The organism is Frigoribacterium sp. UYMn621 (assembly GCF_040549525.1).
Taxonomy (GTDB): domain Bacteria; phylum Actinomycetota; class Actinomycetes; order Actinomycetales; family Microbacteriaceae; genus Lacisediminihabitans.
Genome location: NZ_JBEPTM010000003.1, coordinates 329,054 through 345,556, shown reverse-complemented (window position 1 = coordinate 345,556; position 16,503 = coordinate 329,054). Strand labels below are relative to the sequence as shown.

The window sequence follows — 16,503 nt, the reverse complement described above, 5'->3', positions numbered from 1 at the left end:
CTGCCCCTTTCGATCGCGGCGAGACGGCACATCCGGTCTTTTCCGCGCTCGGAAGGAACCGGATGCGCCGGCTCGCCTCGTATGGCTGTTGAGCGAGGGGCCGGGCGGGGGCGCCAGCCTGATCCGGCGGGCTTACCCGCCATCACCGGGCTGTGTGCGTCGCATCCCTCAGCTTCGGTCGCCCCTGGCTTCCCTCGATGGAACGTCAGCCCTGCTATCGCTGTCGACCGACAGGTAAACGGCGAAGCGGACGCCATCGGGTATCCCCCGAGCTCCTCGATTGCCGCTGCGACAGGCGCGCATTCGTCGCACCCTTCGTCGTGCGCCACGACGGCGATGACGATCGCAAGAGCCCATTCGAAGGCGTGCCCGTCATCGATTGATCGCTCTCCGGGTCCCGAGGCGAGTATCCGGGCGTGGTTTCTCCACCTGATGTTTCGGCCATGTGTCGCAGAAGAACACGGCAGGTAACAAATCCGGAACTTCTCGAGATTGCACTTCTGAGTCGACTGAAAAAGGATTAGGGTCTGGACTCTAGACCTAAAGAGGATTCATGCTGACCGAGCTCGATAACGTCATCGCGAGCAATTCCGAGCGCGCGTTTCACTTCCTGGAAGACCTGGTGCGCGCGCCGAGCACGGTGGGCCACGAACAGGGCGCACTCGACGTCTTCGCCCTAGAGATGGAAGCCATCGGACTGCGCTCGGAGAAACTGGCGTTCCCGAACACGCCTCTCTCTCACCCGCGCGCGGGAATCACCCAGCCCGAGTCGAGCAACGCGGCTGCGCGTTACCAGGTGCTCGCCCGCACGCCCGGTCACGGGCCCCTGAAACTACTGCTGAACGGCCACATGGATGTCGTGCCGGCAATGACCCCCCACCTGTGGACCTCGCCTCCCTTCGAACCCGAGCGGCGGGGTGGCCGCCTCTTCGGAAGGGGGACCGGCGACATGAAGAGCGGGTTCGCGATCGGCTCCCTTGCCCTTCGCTCCCTCGCTGAGGTCGCACCGGCCCTCTTCTCCCAGCAGCGACTAGGGTTCCTCGCGGTCATCGAGGAGGAGTGCACCGGTAATGGAGCGCTTCATTCGATCATCGATCACGACATCACCGCGGCCGAAGTCGTGCTGCTCGAACCAACTGATCTCGGACTGATGGTTGGCGGGGTCGGAGTGCTCTGGATCGATGTCGACGTGACCGCGCTCTCCGGTCATGCCCAAGAGGCCAACCTCAACGCCAACGCCCTCGAACTGGGGATGAAGGTCTTTCACGGCCTCACCAGGTGGTCGGAACAGCTCGCGTCCACGCTGCCGGAACCGAGCATGGCGATCGGCGAGAACCCCTACAACGTCAATCTCGGCAAGGTGCACTCCGGTGACTGGACCTCGACGGCGCCATCGACGGCGACCTTGAGCATTCGCGTCGGGTTCCCCCGAGCGTGGACTCCTGACACTGCAGAGAAGGAAGTTCGCCGAGCCATCGCGGAGCTGGTCGAGGCGGAAAGCGACTTCGCGCTTCCTCCCCGGGTGACCCTCACGGGTTTCCGGGCGGACGGATACCTTCTCGCCACAGACTCGCCGCTGGTGAGAGACCTCAGTGCCGCGCACTTCGACGCGCACGGCACACTCCCGACGGCATTCACCCTCGGAAGCACCACCGATGCGCGCACCTACCTCAACGGGTTCGAGATTCCCGCCGTGTGTTACGGCGCAGTCGCCCACGACATGCACGGGGTGGATGAGTCTGTGGAACTCGACAGCATCGTGGCGGCCGCGCGCACCCTGGCGCGCTTCCTCCTCACCCGCTTCACCCGAGAGGAGCAATCATGATCGCGCACGGCGCGGGGCCAGAGGCTTTTCTCGCCGCGAATGACAGCGCCGCCGCGACCCTCGCCTGGGGAAGCCCCATCGTGGCGCGGCACGTCGCCGACGATGTGGCCGACCGGCTGATCACCGCCATCGCTCTCGGACTGTATGTGCCTGCACAGCAGCTTCCGACCGAACGCGAACTCGCGTCGATGCTCGGAGTGTCGCGCACCTCGGTGCGCGAAGCATTGGGGCAGCTCACCGACACGGGGTACCTCGAGGTGCGCCGCGGACGCAATGGCGGGTACTTCGTTCTCTCCACCTGGGGCCCGACATCGGCCGAGCACGTTCGCCGCCATCTGGTGCCGAAATGGTCCGAGTTCGAGGAGCTGTTCGACGCTCGCACTCTGATCGAACCGCTGATCGCCCGCACGGCGGCTCTTCGGCACACGGAAGATGACGACATCAGGATTCAGGCGGCCCTTCGGGCATACCAGGATGCCCCGAACCACGATGCCTCCCGCAACGCCGACTCGATGCTGCACCGCGCGATCGCGGAGGCCAGTCACAATCAGCTGTTGGTGAACCTGTCGGTGGACCTTCGGACGAAGATCAGCCTGAACCTCGGCGCGGAGCCCTACACCGACTCGGTGCGACAGACAGCCATCCACCAGCACCACGACCTCGTGCAAGCGGTCATCGAGGGAAGGGTCGACGACGCCGGCGACATCGCGGCCCTTCACTTCGTGCTCTCCGAATCGCTCATCAGGGACCTGATCGCGCGCGCGGAGCGAGACAACGAGACGGGGGATGAGCGATGACCTCCCGCCTCGCCTTCGTCGTGCGCAGAATACTGCTCACGATTCCGGTGCTCTTCATCATGAGCATCGTGGTCTTCCTGATCATCCGGCTCGTGCCAGGCGACCCGGTGCGCACGATGCTCGGATTCCGGGCAACGGCCGCGAATGTCGCGGAGATTCGTCACCAGCTCGGGCTCGACCAGAATCTCTTCGCGCAGTACGTGAACTGGATCGGAGCCCTTTTCCGCGGGGATCTCGGCACCGACATCGTCAGCCATGCCTCCCTGGCCGAGTTGCTCGCCCAGCGGCTGCCGGTCACCTTCGAACTCGCGGGATTGTCCATGCTTCTTGCCGTCGCCATCGGCGTGCCGCTCGGAGTCCGCGCCGCCGTCGGGGGGCGTTGGGTTCGCCGACTCACCGAGGGGTTCGTCATTCTCGGCGTCAGCATCCCCGATTTCTGGCTCGGAATCATGCTCGTGCTCCTGTTCACGGGCACTCTCGCACTGCTTCCCCCATCCGGCTATGTGCCGTTCACCGACAATCCCCTCGACAATCTGCGCTACATGATCCTGCCTGTGCTGACCCTCGCGGTGGGCGAGGCAGCCTACATCCTCCGCACCACCCGCGCTGCGGTGTCGACCGTCCTCGACCAACCGTTCGTGCTGTTCCTCCGGGCGAAAGGGATCCGTCCCGGCCGCATCGTGTTCGGGCATGCGCTCAGGAACGCCGGCCCGGCCATCGTCACCGTGATCGGAATCCAATTCGGCGTGCTGCTCGGAGGGGCCATCATCATCGAGACGCTCTTCGCCTTGCCCGGTGTCGGCAAACTCATCGTCACCGCGATCAACCAACGGAACTACCCCACCGTGCAGGTAGGCGTTCTCGCCATCGCGACGACATTCATCGTGGTCTCCCTGCTCACCGACCTGATCGTCGGCTGGCTCGACCCGCGTGTCTCGGACGGAGCCTCCACATGACCACGGCCCTCGTTCCCGGCACGACTTCGACACGGATGCGACCACCTCGCAGACGACGTCGAACGGCGAACCGTTTCATCCTCGCCGGCATCCTGATCCTGGCTGCGCTCGCCGTCGTCGCCATCCTGGCGCCGATCCTCGCGCCCCACGATCCGGAAACCGTCGAGGTGAGCAGGGTGCTCGGCACCCCCAACCTCCAGCATCCCTTCGGCTCGGATGTGCTCGGACGAGACGTGCTCAGCCGGGTTCTCTTCGGTTTGCGCGTCAGCCTCCTCGTCTCGATTTCGGCGGTCCTGGTCGCCACACTCGTGGCCGTACCGCTCGGACTGGCCGCGGGCTACTTCGGCAGCTGGGTGGATACCGCGATCTCGCGCACCCTCGACATGGTCCTCGTCCTGCCGGCCATGCTCCTGGCGATAACGCTGATCGCGATCCTCGGCCCGGGAAGCACGGTTGCCGGCCTCGCTATCGCCGTCATCTACCTGCCCATCCTGGCTCGGGTAATGCGAAGCAGCACCCTCGTCGTGACGCGCAACGACTATGTGGCCGGAGCGCGGGCGCGGGGAGCGAGCCACCTTCGAATCATCGGGACCCATGTGGCCCCGAATGCGATAGGTCCGGTCATCGTGCAGGCGTCGATTCTCAGTGCGTTCGCCCTTCAGCTCGAGGCGGGACTCAGCTTTCTCGGCCTGGGAACCCAGCCGCCTACCCCGTCGCTCGGAGGCATGCTGGCCGACGGTCGGGACGTCCTGATCCAGGCTCCCTGGGTCGAGGTCTTTCCCGGCCTCGCGATCGTGATCGCGGTGCTCGCATTCACGCTTCTCGGCGAGGGTCTTCGCCGCGCCTTCGATCCGGCAGGAGTGGCCGAATGACCGACATCCTCGCGCTCTCCCAGGTGTCAGTGCGCTTCGGCGCACAACCCGAACCCGCCGTGCGCGATGTGTCGCTCACCCTCAACCGTGGCGAGATCTTCGGGATCGTCGGCGAAAGCGGCAGCGGCAAGAGCACCCTAGCGAACGCCGTGATGAGCCTGCTTCCGACTATCGCCCAGACAACGGGAAGCATCTCCATGAACGGGCGGGAGGTCACGCACCTCGACACAGCCGAACTCCGAAACCTGCGCGGCAACGAGGTCGCGATGATCTTCCAGGATGCCTCGGCGAGTCTCGATCCCACCTGGCCGGTCGGTGACCAGATCGCGGAGACCCTTCGCGCGCACAGTCGCATTTCGCTGCGGGAAGCGAAGGCGCGGGCAATCCAGCTCATGGGCGAAGTGGGAATCCCCGACCCCGCCTCCCGCTATTCCGATGCTCCCCACCGCCTGTCCGGCGGCCAACGGCAGCGAATAGTCATCGCTGCCGCCTTGGCGAACCGGCCGCAGCTGCTCATAGCGGACGAACCGACCACGGCACTCGACGTGACGATCCAGGCGCAGGTCCTCAACCTGATCGACACGCTGCGAACCGCCCACGGCACCACCGTTCTTCTCATCACTCACGATCTCGGCGTTGTCGCCCAGGTGTGTGATCGAGTGGGGGTGATGTACCGGGGGGAACTCATCGAGGTGGCGAAGACGACGGATCTCTTCAGCGCACCCCGGCACCCCTACACCCGAGCACTCCTGGCCTCCAACCCGGCTGGGGCTCCGCGCGGAAGCCGCCTTCCGGTGATCTCCGACGACTGGAGCATCGACGGGCCGACAAGTGATGACTCACTCCCCGGAAGGGACGGCCGCTCATGAGCTCACTTCTGACGGTTGACAACGTGAGCAAGTCTTTCCCCGCTGGTGGTCCTCCCTGGAGTCGCCGCGATGCCGTGGCACTCGACCGTGTCTCATTGACGCTCGAGCGTGGCCAGACACTCGGTCTCGTCGGGGAATCGGGAAGCGGAAAGAGCACTCTCGGTCGCTGCATCCTCGACCTCACCGCGCCGTCCGAGGGAGTCATCAGCTTCGACGGGAAGGAACTCAGCACGATGTCCCGGGCCGACCGCTCGACGTTCCGCCGACGTGTGCAGCCGGTGTTTCAGGATCCCTACGGGAGTCTCGATCCGCGGTGGCCGATCGGGCGAAGCGTGCGGGAATCTCTGGACAGCTTTCGGATCGGTACACCGCTCACCCGGGAGCGACGCGTGCTCGACCTGTTCGACCGGGTCGGACTCAGCACGACCCTAGCCGACCGCCTGCCGACCACTCTCTCCGGCGGCCAGCGTCAGCGTGTCAGTATCGCGGCCGCTCTCGCGAGCGAGCCCGAACTCATCGTGGCCGACGAGCCGGTGAGTGCCCTCGACATGAGCGTGCAAGCACAGATCCTCAACCTGTTCATGGACCTGCAACACGACCTCCACGTCGCCTGCATCTTCATCTCACACGATCTCGGGGTGGTCGAGCACATCAGCAACGAGGTCGCCGTGCTCTATCACGGCGTCATCGTCGAGACCGGTGAAACGGAACAGGTCATGAACCGGCCCAGTCATGACTACACCCGAGCGCTGATCGGCGCGATCCCCCGACCGAAGTGACCCCGACCGAGCCCACGAACACGCATATCACCAACAGAAGGAGCGCACCGTGCCCACAGCACACGTGAACGGAATCACCCTGAATTACCGTCTCGACGGCGAGGAGAACAGCGGAGAGACGATTGTTCTCATCAACGGACTCGCCGATGATCTCTACTCCTGGGACTTTCAAGTACCCGCGCTGCTCGAGGCGGGATTCCGCGTGCTGCGATTTGACAATCGGGGCATCGGGGACTCCGACAAGCCTGCCGGTCCTTACAGCTCCACGATGATGGCCGAAGACGCGAAAGCCCTCGTCGACAGTCTCGGGATCTCAGACTTCCACCTCATGGGTGTCTCGATGGGCGGCATGATCGCCCAGGAGTATGCGATCGCGTTCCCCGAGGATCTCAAGTCGCTCACCCTCGGATGCACCTATGCGAGGCCCGACGCGTTCTGCCTCAACATGTTCGCCATGTGGGCTGATCTCGCCACAGGACTCGGTGTGCCCTTCGTAATGCGGGATGTCGCCCTCTGGGCATTCACGGGTCCGTTCTTTCAAGAGCGTCCAGAAGACGCTGCCGAATTCGCGGAGGCCATGGCATCCCTGCCGATGACAGTCGAGGCGTACCTGTCGCAACTGCACGTCATCCAGACCCACGACGCCCTCGACCGGCTAGCCCACATCACCGCACCGACGCTGGTCTTGGCCGGCGAGGAGGACATCCTGATCCCCGTGCGCCTCTCAGCTCAGCTCCAGTCCAGCCTGCCCGGCTCCAGCTGGTCGACAGTTCCCGGCGGGCACGCGTGCCTGTGGGAATCGCCGGATCCGTTCAACCACAGCTTCATCGAGTTCGTCACCCGCACCGCAAATTAGTCCATCACATTCGGAAGAGGCACCAATGAAAACGCACTCCCGCCCCCGGCCCTCAACGGGCCACCGGGCAAAAATCGCCGCACTCATCACCGCAACCGGACTCGCCGTGGCCCTCGCCCTGACGGGATGCGGCACCAGCTCGACGCCGTCGGCGAGCGGTGGAACGTCGTCATCGGGTATCAAAGACGGAGGCGACCTTCGAGCCGCACTCACAGGCGAACCCGATGTGCTCGATCCCGCCACATCGTCGATCTACACGGGCGCGCAGGTCTACGAAGGCATCTTCAGCATGCTGATCGACCTCGACGCAAACGGAAAGTTCGTGCCCGACCTCGCCACGAAGTGGAAGCAGGATGACGCGACGACCTGGACCTTCACCCTGGTCGACAACGCTACGTTCCAGAACGGCGAGAAATTCAGCTCGGCCGACGTTAAGTACACCTTCGAGAGGCTGCTCAACCCCGCCACAGCGAGTGCATACGCGGGGCTCTACTCCCAGATCGCTTCCATCGATGCACCGACGCCCACCAGCGTCGTGTTCCACCTGAAGGCTGCATTCGGACCCTTCCTCACCAACCTCGCGACGAACGGCGAGATCGTGAACAAGAAGGCAATCGAGAGCTCCGACCCTGCCCGCCACCCCGTTGGCACCGGCCCATTCGAATTCGTCGAATGGGTGCAGGGAGACCACATCACGCTGAAGAAGAACCCCAGCTACTTCAAAAAGGGGCTTCCTCATCTCGATTCGATCACCTTCAAGTTCCTTCCAGTTGACCAGAGTCGCATCGACGCCCTGTCGTCCGGTGAGATCGACTGGGCCGATGCCGTCCCTCTCCAGCAGGTGCCCACTCTCAAGAAAGACCCGCGTTTCACCCTGGTGACGAGCCCGGTTGCGGGAATTCCCGATTACCTCGCGCTCAACACGACGAAGGCGCCCTTCAACGACCCGAAGGTGCGCCAGGCAATCGCCCTGGCCATCGACCGTTCTGCTATTCGAGATGTCGCGTATCTCGGCACCGGCGAACTCGGTCTCGAGGAAGTTCCCACCGGGTCACCTTGGTACAAGGCGTCCGGCATCTTTGGTGCGAAGCAGGACATCGCCAAGGCGAAGAAACTGATGGACGAGGCCGGCTACGCCAGCGGACTGAAGGTCGAGTACCTCGGCCTGTCCCAGTACCCAGAGCTGCTCAAAACCGGGCAGGTGGTTCGAGACGAACTGAAGAAGATCGGTATCGACATGTCGATCAAGGCAGTCGATGTCTCCGTCTGGTACGACGCTTTCAGCAGCGGTGACTACCAGATCACCAGCGCGTACCAGGAGCGCACCATCGATCCGGACAACTTCTATTCCCTGGTCATCAAAGCGGGCGGGCCCATCAACACCACCGGATACTCGAACCCGCAAGTCGATGCTCTCATCGACCAGGCCGCGGCGAGCAGTGACACGAAGGAGCGAGAGTCCCTCTACGAGAAGATTCGTACCCAGATGACGACTGATGCTCCGCTCATCTTCACGCACTACGAAACGCTGAACTACCTCATGAACAAAAATGTGGTTGGATCGGCGATCACACCGACTCTGAGCCTCAACATGGCGAAGATCGGCTTCAGCAAGTAATTCCGATCACCCTGGCCGGGCGGGGAGAGAACACCACGCTCCCCGCCCGGCTTCGGCATCGAGGAGAGCCCTGCCCTAGGTGCCGAAAAGCTCGCGGCCATGCTTCTCGAGGAGTTCCGTTGCGTCCGCATAGGTCTTGGGGATGGGATCCCCCGGCTGCCCATACTTCGCGAGCAAGACGCTCAGCAATCCGACCGCCGGCGGGGTGAGCGCGGCATTCGGCTTCGCCCCGACTGCTGCGCTCGGGGCCTCTGGGTTGAGCGGCACGTAATGCGAGGTTGTCACCGGCCAGGTGGAGGGCTGACGCGGCGCGGGCAACGTGGCGGCACTGCTAAGGGTCGCAGCGTGACGATCGCGCTCCGTCAGTGGTTTCAGCCCCCACCGGGCTCGCAGGGTGCTCGGGATCGCACCGTGGTGCATCTCATCGTTGATGACAGCTCCCGCGGGCGTATAGGCGGAGATCGCCAGCGCCGGCACTCGCGCACCCAGCCGGTCGAATCCGAATCCGAGCTCTCCCGGTGCGCCATCGCCCGGAGGCTCTGCTGCCGGAGGGGGAACGTGATCGTAGGTGCCCCCCGTCTCGTCGAAGGTGACGAAGAACATCGTGTTGAGCGCATTCGAGCCCTTCACGGCCGAGCTCTTCCTGATCGAGGTGTAGACCTCGTGGAGCAGTTGTTCCCCGGCCCTTGCGTCGGAAAAGCCGCTTCCCAGGATGACCTTTCCCTCCACTGTCTGTTCTGTCACGGCTTCGGTGGCCGGGTGCATGTCGTTGTGGTTGTAGATCAAGCGGGGCTCGATGAAGCTGTAGGCGGGCAGGGTGCCCGCTGCGACATCCGCGTGAAACTGGGTCATGGTGCGGAAGTTGGTCTTCCAGTAGGGCTGGAGTCGCGCCGCGTGGATCAGTCCGGTGAAGGAGATGAGCTGGCTCTCGTCGAAGTACACCGCCCAACTCACCCCGGCCTCGTCGAGCTGGTTGAACACGGTCGGCGCATCGTTGAGTGCCGGATCGATCCATTTGCCGAAGCCCTGGACGCCCTTGTTCTCCACGAATCCACTCGAGGTGGATGCGTGCATGAAGGATCGGTTCGCGAAGGTCTGGGTCGGCACCGAAGCGTGCCAGTGATCGTAGATCGCAAAGCTCCGGGCGAGCGTGCTGAACACCGGCAGCATGTCGGGAGTGAATGATCCCATGATGGCGCCGTATTCGTCCGGCGTGAGGAGTGCCCCGGTCTTCGCGGCGTGGTTGTTGATGTAGTCCGTGACGAACCCGCTCATGCTGGGCTTCGTTCCCGGCGGCGGCGCGTTGTACGGCGCCTGCGGCACGGTGGCCGTGGCGTTCGCTGGCGGATCCACGATGCCGAAGAGCTGAGTATTGATGTGCGCATACTCCTCGCCGGCATTGGGCGAGGGGCTGGCCATGATCGCGTCGGTCGACCCGGAATAGGGATGCGCGTCGACGCGGGTGCCATCGGGAGCGAGGTTGAACCGGGCTCCCCCCTCCAATCCCTCGAAGGACTGGCCCGCAGGCACGGGATGCCCGAGAGAGGAATACAGGTATCCGAAGAGGTTGTCGAACGATCGATTCTCGAAAGCAAGAACCACCAGGTGATCGAAGCCGGTGCCGCCCGGCCGCTCGGGAAGTTCCGACTCCGCGACTGTCGCGCTGGGCAGGGCGGCACCGAGCGCCGTTCCGCCCGCGAGCCCCGCGATCCCCCACACCGTTCCGGCGAGCACCGAGCGTCTGCTTGGTCGATGCGATCGAGCAGTGGATTCGGTCATCTACACACCTTGCCACCCGGGCCCTCGATGCTGGAAGCCGTCTCTCGATCGGTCGGGGACACCCACGACGAACGCGGATCTCACGAAACTTGCGGATTTCTTAGAGAGCGGAGGAGACATTGGGCACGTGAGCATCCCCCCGGCACCCCAGATACGCCCGTTCGTCGACGAGAACTCCCCGTCACCACTCGGTCGCCGGCTGCCGGCGCTCACCGCTGTCGCCGTACTCGGGGTGGTTTTCGTCGCCGCCCTCGGGCTGGGTGTCACCAGGTTCGGCCTGCTCTCCGGCTTCGACCGGGGGGCCTCGCAGGCACTCAACACGCTGCGTTCGGGCGGCCTTGGCGCCCTCACCTCCGGACTCTATGCGGTGCTGAGCCCGATCCCGGCCGTGATCATCACCGCCGTCATCGCCATCGTCATCCTGGTGATCACTCGGCGATTCCGCGTGGCTCTCAGCTTCGCCGTCATAGTGGCCGTCACCTGGCTGCCGAGCGCCGTCATGAAATTCCTCATCCACAGGCCGCGACCGGATGCCACCGCGCTGTCGCATCCCTTCGCCCACCAGCCGGTCGATGCCTCGTTCCCCAGCGGCCACATGGTGTTCGTCGTCGCGGTGGTCGTCGCATTCGTGTTCCTCGCCCCGCGAGGCCCCTGGCGAGCGTTCGCCCTCGTGGCGGGGACGATCTTCGCAGTCCTGGTCGCGTTCGCCCTGATGATCGACGGAGTGCACTATCCGACGGATGTGCTCGCTTCGGTGCTGTGGTCGGCCACGGTCGGCCCGCTCGTGTGCGCGCTGTGCGCTCGGGTCATCCTGCACCGTTCGAATCCGCGGTAAGTAACGGGAATCGACCGCCACAGCGCGGCACGGTGGCCCGGCGAACGTCTACCGTTAGAACATGACGCCAGCTGACACCACCACGACCAGCGAGGCAACCACTGCCGCCGCCACGCTCACTTTCTCCGAACTCGGCCTGACCGACGCCGTGCTCAAGGCACTCAAGGATGTCGGGTACGAGACCCCATCGGCCATCCAGGCAGCGACCATCCCTCCGCTGCTCGCCGGACGGGATGTCGTGGGACTCGCCCAGACCGGCACGGGAAAGACCGCCGCATTCGCGCTGCCCATCCTCTCCCGCCTCGATCTCGCTCAAAAGAACCCGCAGGCCCTCGTGCTCGCTCCCACTCGCGAGCTCGCCCTTCAGGTCTGCGAGGCCTTCGAGCAGTACGCCTCCGGAATGCGTGGCGTTCACGTGCTCCCGGTCTATGGCGGACAGGCCTACGGAGTGCAGCTCTCCGCCCTCCGGCGCGGCGTGCACATCGTGGTCGGCACTCCCGGACGCATCATGGACCACCTCGCCAAAGGCACCCTCGACCTCTCCGAGCTCAAGTACCTCGTGCTCGACGAGGCCGACGAGATGCTCAAAATGGGCTTCGCCGAGGATGTCGAGACCATCCTCGCCGACACCCCGGACGACAAGCAGGTGGCGCTGTTCTCGGCCACGATGCCTCCGCAGATCCGTCGGATCTCGAAGAAGTACCTGCACGATCCGCAAGAGATCACCGTCGAGAACAAGACCACGACATCGGCCAACACGACACAGCGCTACCTCATGGTGTCGTATCCGCAGAAGGTCGATGCGCTCACGCGCATCCTCGAGGTCGAGAACTTCGAGGGAATGATCGTCTTCGTCCGCACCAAGAACGAGACCGAGACCCTCGCCGAGAAGCTGCGGGCGCGCGGCTACTCCGCCGCAGCCATCAGCGGCGATGTCGCCCAGGCCCAGCGCGAACGCACGGTGAACCAGTTGAAGTCGGGCAAGCTCGACATCCTGGTGGCCACGGATGTCGCGGCCCGCGGCCTTGACGTCGAGCGCATCAGCCACGTGGTCAACTACGACATCCCCATCGACACCGAGTCCTACGTTCACCGCATCGGCCGCACCGGTCGTGCGGGACGCAGCGGTGCCGCGATCAGCTTCGTCACCCCTCGCGAACGTCGTCTGCTCGACGCCATCGAGCGTGCGACGCGCCAGCCGCTCACCCAGATGCAGCTGCCAAGCGTCGAGGATGTCAACGTCACCCGCCTGACCCGCTTCGACGACGCCATCACCGAGGCTCTCGGCCAGGGCGATCGCATCGCGGGCTTCCGCGACATCATCAGCCACTACATCGCGCACCATGACGTGCCAGAGGTGGATGTCGCAGCCGCGCTCGCGATCGTCGCGCAGGGCGAGACCCCGCTGCTTCTCTCCCCCGAGCGCGCGCAGCGCCACGACCGCGCCGAGCGTGCCGACTGGGGCGATCGTCCGGACCGCGGTGACCGCCCGGAGCGGGCGGACCGCACCGAGCGACGCGCCCGACCCAACGCTGGGCCGATGTCGACCTACCGCATCGAGGTGGGCAAGCGGCACAAGGTGGAGCCGCGCCAGATCGTCGGCGCGATCGCCAACGAGGGTGGTCTCAGTCGCGAGGACTTCGGCCACATCAAGATCCTTCCCGACTTCTCGCTGGTCGACCTTCCGGCGAACCTCCCCGGCGATGTGCTCGACAAACTCAAGGGCACCCGCATCAGCGGCAAGCTCATCGAGATCCGGGCCGACCGGGGCGGGGCACGGAAGGACGCTGCCCGCGGCGACGACCGGGGCGACCGACCCCCGCGCAAGTCCTACCGGGACTAGAGCTCGGTACGCGATGGGTCACCGCGGGAGTCGACGAACCCCGATCGGCACCGGCCATGTTCTTTAGAGAATTCTTAGAGGAAAATGGGCAGACTGGGTAGATGACGATGACTGTGCACCCGAGTCTCCCGTGACCGACGCGCGGCCCCGCCTGCTGCTCATCGAGGATGACCCCCAACTCGGTCCCCTCCTGCGCGAGGTGCTCGACGAGGTCTACTCCGTCACCCTGGTCGCCGACGGCACCACCGGGGTCGCCGTGGCGCTCGAGGGCACGTTCGAGGTGATGATCGTCGATCGTCGCTTACCGGGACTCGACGGCCTCGGGGTGATCGAGACCCTCCGCCGCAAGCGAATCACGACCCCCATGCTTATTCTCACGGCGCTCGGCACCATCCAAGACAAGGTTCGCGGTCTGGACGCCGGGGCGAACGACTACCTGGTGAAGCCATTCGAGTTCGACGAGCTCTTCGCCCGGTTGCGGTCGATCCGGAGGGTCTATACGGGTGAGGGGCCGTTCGTGCGCATCGGGCTATGGGAGTTCTACCCGGAGAGCCGCACCGTCTACTCGCCCTATGACGGCCGCACCATCCTCACCGAGCGGGAGAACGAGCTGCTCCGGCTGTTCGCGGAGAATCCGCATCGCACCTACACGCGCGAACAGATTCTGGACCAGGTCTTCGGCTCCACCGACCAGCCGGGCACCGTGGACACCTACGTGCACTACGTTCGCCGGAAGACCGACACCGACCTCATCACCACCGTCCGCGGGCAGGGCTACCGCTTGGGGGCCCCGTGAGCACGAGGGGCACCCTGAAAAAACGGGGCATCGCGCGCAAGACGGATGACTCGGACGCCCGGGCGATTCGGCGGGCATCGCGCACCGTCGGCTTCCAGATCACCATCACCTCGACCGCGCTCGTGCTCGTCGTGCTCATCGCCGCCTTCACCTTCGTCTTCGCCCACCTCAAGCCCGGCAGCCTGTTCCCCCAGGGGGAATCGCACGAGACGACCATCGACGTCGGCGGCCTGGAGATCCTGGTCGGCGGACTCGTGATCGGCACCATCGCCATCATCCTGGCCGGCACGATGAGCTTCTTCGCCACCCGCCGTGCCGTTCGTCCTCTCGGTGACGCGCTGCGGCTGCAGCGGGCCTTCGTCGCCGATGCCAGCCATGAGCTGCGTACCCCCCTGACCGTGCTCGACGCGCGTCTCCAACTGCTGCAGCGCGGCCTGGCCCCCGGCGATCCGTCGGCGCAGACGGTGAACGATCTCCGTCGCGACACCCGCACCCTGATCGGTATCGTCAACGATCTCCTCGCGCTCGCGGAGCTCGACCGCTCCCCCGGCAGCGGCGAATCCATCGCGGTGGCCCCCATCGCACAGCGAGCCATCGACTCGATGTCCATCCTGGCTGCGGAACGCTCGATTTCGATCGACCTGGAGGCGGCAGAGGGGTGCGCCACCGCAGTTCCGGCCACCAGCATCCACCGCTGTGTCCTGACCCTCCTGGACAACGCCCTCGATTTCTCCCCCGCGGGATCGACCATCGATGTGACCGTCGAAGAGATCAAGAACACGGTGGTGGTCCGCGTGCGGGACCGCGGACCGGGAATCACCGGAATCGAACCGGGTCGCATCTTCGACCGCTTCGCCCGGTCCGGAGCCGCCGTCGGCGGGGGCGGCACCACGCATACCGGTTTCGGCATCGGACTGTCGCTCGTGCGCGACACCGTCGAGCGCTTCGGCGGCACAGCGAACGTTCTGGAGACATCTCCGGCGGGCACCACCATCGAACTGCGCATTCCCCAGGCTCGAGAACAGCGCCCCGCGGCCGAGTCGTAGGGTCGATACGCCCATGGCGTCGACTGCACGAACAAGCACGACCCGAGACGGCGCTGACCCGCGTGTCGCGTGGGCTAGGAATCGACCGCGGCGAGTCGCCGGCGACGTTCGGTGGCGGCGATGACCGCGATCCCGGCCGCGATGAGGAGCGCCAACACGACGCTCACCGGCCCGGTGCCCCACCCCAGTCCGCCGCGCGCGTGGGAGACGCCCATCCAGTCGGCGAAGGATGCCCCGAGCGGTCGGGTCGCCACATAGGCGAACCAGAACGCGAATATCGGGCCGAACCGTCGGAGCCGGAATGCCACGGCCGGGATCGCGATCACCACGGCGAACAGAAGGCCAGAGACGAAATATCCGAGATGCAGCGTCGTCGCCGTCAGGTCCCCCACCGCTGTGCCAAGGGCGAAGGTGACGATCACCGCGGCCCAGTAGAACAATTCGCGACGGCGCGAGGTGATGCTGTGGATGGACAGGGTGCCTTCGCTTCGATGCCAGAGGGAGAAGACCAGGACGAGCACAGCCCCGAAGACGATGCTCGAGACCAGGTACGGCACGCCGAGCACGATGTGGGTGACATCCGCCGCCATCGTGCCGAAGACGCTGACCGCGACGACGGTGAGCCAGTAGACCAACGGCCGGTAGCGATCGGCGCGGAACTGAAGGGTCAGCGCCAGAGCGAAGAGAGCGGCTCCGATCCCGACCGCGACGACCGGGTCGATCGAACGCACCAGGAAGTCCGAAGTCGTCTCTCCCATTCCGGTCGTCAGGACTTTGACGACCCAGAAGAGCACTGTCACTTCCGGCACTTTGCTCGCGGTGGTCGCTGCCAGACGCCGGCTGCGCGAGGGTGAGGGGCGAACTGTCACGAGAGCAACGGTCCACGGGAGGCACTAAGAAGCGTCTGAGAATTCGTTAGCTTGGAGCTTTCTTAGACCCGCGTTGGGCAGACTGGAACATCATGATTTCTTCTTCCCTCGTCTCTCTCGGGATTCTCGACCCCCAGTCCCTCATCACCGGTGCCGGAATCTGGGGGCTCGCGATCGTCTGCGCGGCCGTGTTCGCCGAGACCGGCCTCCTCATCGGATTCTTCCTCCCCGGAGACACCCTGCTGTTCTTCACCGGGGTGCTCACTCTCAGCGGAGCCATCCGCCAACCCCTGTGGCTGGTCGTGCTGGTCGTCGCTGTCTCCGCCGCCCTGGGCGATCAACTCGGGTACACGATCGGTCGGCGCACGGGGCCGAGGGTCTTCGAACGCCGCGAGTCGGGAATCTTCAGCAAGAAGAGTGTGGATCGCACGGAGGCCTTCTTCACCCGCTTCGGACCGGTCGCGGTGACCATCGCCCGCTTCGTCCCCGTCGTGCGCACCTTCGCTCCCGTCGCAGCCGGTGTGGGACACATGTCACGCCGGCTCTTCACGCTCTTCAACCTCGCGGGGGCCGCTCTCTGGTCGGGCTTGGTCATTCTGGTCGGCTTCGGACTCGCTCACGTGCCCGGGGTGACGACTTTCGTCTCGCAGTACATCGACATCGTGCTCATCGGGATCGTGGTGATCTCGGTCGTGCCGATCGCGGTGCGCACGATCATCATCCGTCGACGCACCGTGACCGCGTCACCCGAGTCCGACTGATC

The 16,503-nt window shown here is 65.0% G+C and carries 15 protein-coding genes; 13 read left to right on the top strand and 2 right to left on the bottom strand.

Annotated elements, in window-relative coordinates:
- Positions 1-553: 553 nt before the first annotated feature.
- Genes ABIB54_RS08000 through ABIB54_RS07965 form a run of 8 tightly spaced genes read left to right on the top strand, consistent with a single transcriptional unit; the run spans position 554 to position 8,572 of the window.
- Positions 554-1,825 (top strand): M20/M25/M40 family metallo-hydrolase, encoded by a 1,272-nt coding sequence (locus tag ABIB54_RS08000; RefSeq protein ID WP_354574985.1) that lies wholly within the window; start codon positions 554-556, stop codon positions 1,823-1,825.
- On the top strand, positions 1,822-2,622 hold the full coding sequence (locus ABIB54_RS07995) for a FadR/GntR family transcriptional regulator (protein WP_354574984.1): 801 nt from the start codon (positions 1,822-1,824) through the stop codon (positions 2,620-2,622). Before ABIB54_RS08000 ends, ABIB54_RS07995 begins: the two co-directional genes overlap by 4 nt.
- Positions 2,619-3,578, top strand: coding sequence for an ABC transporter permease (locus ABIB54_RS07990; protein ID WP_354574983.1), 960 nt, complete (start codon positions 2,619-2,621; stop codon positions 3,576-3,578). Before ABIB54_RS07995 ends, ABIB54_RS07990 begins: the two co-directional genes overlap by 4 nt.
- Complete coding sequence (locus ABIB54_RS07985) at positions 3,575-4,450, top strand: ABC transporter permease (protein WP_354574982.1); 876 nt, start codon at positions 3,575-3,577, stop codon at positions 4,448-4,450. The genes ABIB54_RS07990 and ABIB54_RS07985 overlap by 4 nt, the downstream gene beginning before the upstream one ends.
- On the top strand, positions 4,447-5,319 hold the full coding sequence (locus ABIB54_RS07980) for an ABC transporter ATP-binding protein (protein WP_354574981.1): 873 nt from the start codon (positions 4,447-4,449) through the stop codon (positions 5,317-5,319). The genes ABIB54_RS07985 and ABIB54_RS07980 overlap by 4 nt, the downstream gene beginning before the upstream one ends.
- Positions 5,316-6,098 (top strand): ATP-binding cassette domain-containing protein, encoded by a 783-nt coding sequence (locus ABIB54_RS07975; RefSeq protein WP_354574980.1) that lies wholly within the window; start codon positions 5,316-5,318, stop codon positions 6,096-6,098. The genes ABIB54_RS07980 and ABIB54_RS07975 overlap by 4 nt, the downstream gene beginning before the upstream one ends.
- Before the next feature lie 49 nt (positions 6,099-6,147).
- Positions 6,148-6,954 carry an alpha/beta fold hydrolase gene (locus ABIB54_RS07970; protein ID WP_354574979.1) on the top strand — a complete coding sequence of 269 codons (807 nt, stop codon included), beginning with the start codon at positions 6,148-6,150 and terminating at the stop codon, positions 6,952-6,954.
- Between the two features lie 25 nt (positions 6,955-6,979).
- Entirely contained in the window at positions 6,980-8,572 is a 1,593-nt protein-coding gene (locus tag ABIB54_RS07965) for an ABC transporter substrate-binding protein (protein WP_354574978.1), read from the top strand.
- A gap of 75 nt (positions 8,573-8,647) precedes the next feature.
- On the opposite strand, the gene ABIB54_RS07960 is transcribed toward ABIB54_RS07965, so the two are convergent.
- Entirely contained in the window at positions 8,648-10,351 is a 1,704-nt protein-coding gene (locus ABIB54_RS07960) for an alkaline phosphatase family protein (protein WP_354574977.1), read from the bottom strand.
- Positions 10,352-10,478: 127 nt separating this feature from the next.
- On the opposite strand from ABIB54_RS07960, the gene ABIB54_RS07955 reads away from it, so the two are divergent.
- The 4 genes from ABIB54_RS07955 to ABIB54_RS07940 all read left to right on the top strand — a co-directional run bounded on the left by ABIB54_RS07955 (position 10,479) and on the right by ABIB54_RS07940 (position 14,871).
- On the top strand, positions 10,479-11,186 hold the full coding sequence (locus tag ABIB54_RS07955) for a phosphatase PAP2 family protein (RefSeq protein WP_354574976.1): 708 nt from the start codon (positions 10,479-10,481) through the stop codon (positions 11,184-11,186).
- Positions 11,187-11,247: 61 nt separating this feature from the next.
- Positions 11,248-13,029: a DEAD/DEAH box helicase gene (locus ABIB54_RS07950; RefSeq protein ID WP_354574975.1), complete on the top strand. Its 1,782-nt coding sequence runs from the start codon at positions 11,248-11,250 to the stop codon at positions 13,027-13,029.
- 130 nt (positions 13,030-13,159) lie between these two features.
- Entirely contained in the window at positions 13,160-13,825 is a 666-nt protein-coding gene (locus ABIB54_RS07945; RefSeq protein WP_354574974.1) for a response regulator transcription factor, read from the top strand.
- Positions 13,822-14,871, top strand: coding sequence for a sensor histidine kinase (locus ABIB54_RS07940; protein ID WP_354574973.1), 1,050 nt, complete (start codon positions 13,822-13,824; stop codon positions 14,869-14,871). Before ABIB54_RS07945 ends, ABIB54_RS07940 begins: the two co-directional genes overlap by 4 nt.
- 74 nt (positions 14,872-14,945) lie before the next feature.
- Here ABIB54_RS07940 and ABIB54_RS07935 read toward each other — a convergent pair whose 3' ends face one another.
- Positions 14,946-15,671 carry a COG4705 family protein gene (locus tag ABIB54_RS07935; protein ID WP_354574972.1) on the bottom strand — a complete coding sequence of 242 codons (726 nt, stop codon included), beginning with the start codon at positions 15,669-15,671 and terminating at the stop codon, positions 14,946-14,948.
- Between the two features lie 161 nt (positions 15,672-15,832).
- On the opposite strand from ABIB54_RS07935, the gene ABIB54_RS07930 reads away from it, so the two are divergent.
- On the top strand, positions 15,833-16,501 hold the full coding sequence (locus ABIB54_RS07930) for a DedA family protein (protein WP_354574971.1): 669 nt from the start codon (positions 15,833-15,835) through the stop codon (positions 16,499-16,501).
- Positions 16,502-16,503: the final 2 nt, after the last annotated feature.

Bases quoted from the DNA above. Each gene is read 5' to 3' on its own strand.
- ABIB54_RS08000 (WP_354574985.1), top strand. From the start codon at position 554: ATGCTGACCGAGCTCGATAACGTCATCGCGAGCAATTCCGAGCGCGCG.
- ABIB54_RS07995 (WP_354574984.1), top strand. From the start codon at position 1,822: ATGATCGCGCACGGCGCGGGGCCAGAGGCTTTTCTCGCCGCGAATGAC.
- ABIB54_RS07990 (WP_354574983.1), top strand. From the start codon at position 2,619: ATGACCTCCCGCCTCGCCTTCGTCGTGCGCAGAATACTGCTCACGATT.
- ABIB54_RS07985 (WP_354574982.1), top strand. From the start codon at position 3,575: ATGACCACGGCCCTCGTTCCCGGCACGACTTCGACACGGATGCGACCA.
- ABIB54_RS07980 (WP_354574981.1), top strand. From the start codon at position 4,447: ATGACCGACATCCTCGCGCTCTCCCAGGTGTCAGTGCGCTTCGGCGCA.
- ABIB54_RS07975 (WP_354574980.1), top strand. From the start codon at position 5,316: ATGAGCTCACTTCTGACGGTTGACAACGTGAGCAAGTCTTTCCCCGCT.
- ABIB54_RS07965 (WP_354574978.1), top strand. From the start codon at position 6,980: ATGAAAACGCACTCCCGCCCCCGGCCCTCAACGGGCCACCGGGCAAAA.
- ABIB54_RS07960 (WP_354574977.1), bottom strand. From the start codon at position 10,351: ATGACCGAATCCACTGCTCGATCGCATCGACCAAGCAGACGCTCGGTG.
- ABIB54_RS07950 (WP_354574975.1), top strand. From the start codon at position 11,248: ATGACGCCAGCTGACACCACCACGACCAGCGAGGCAACCACTGCCGCC.
- ABIB54_RS07930 (WP_354574971.1), top strand. From the start codon at position 15,833: ATGATTTCTTCTTCCCTCGTCTCTCTCGGGATTCTCGACCCCCAGTCC.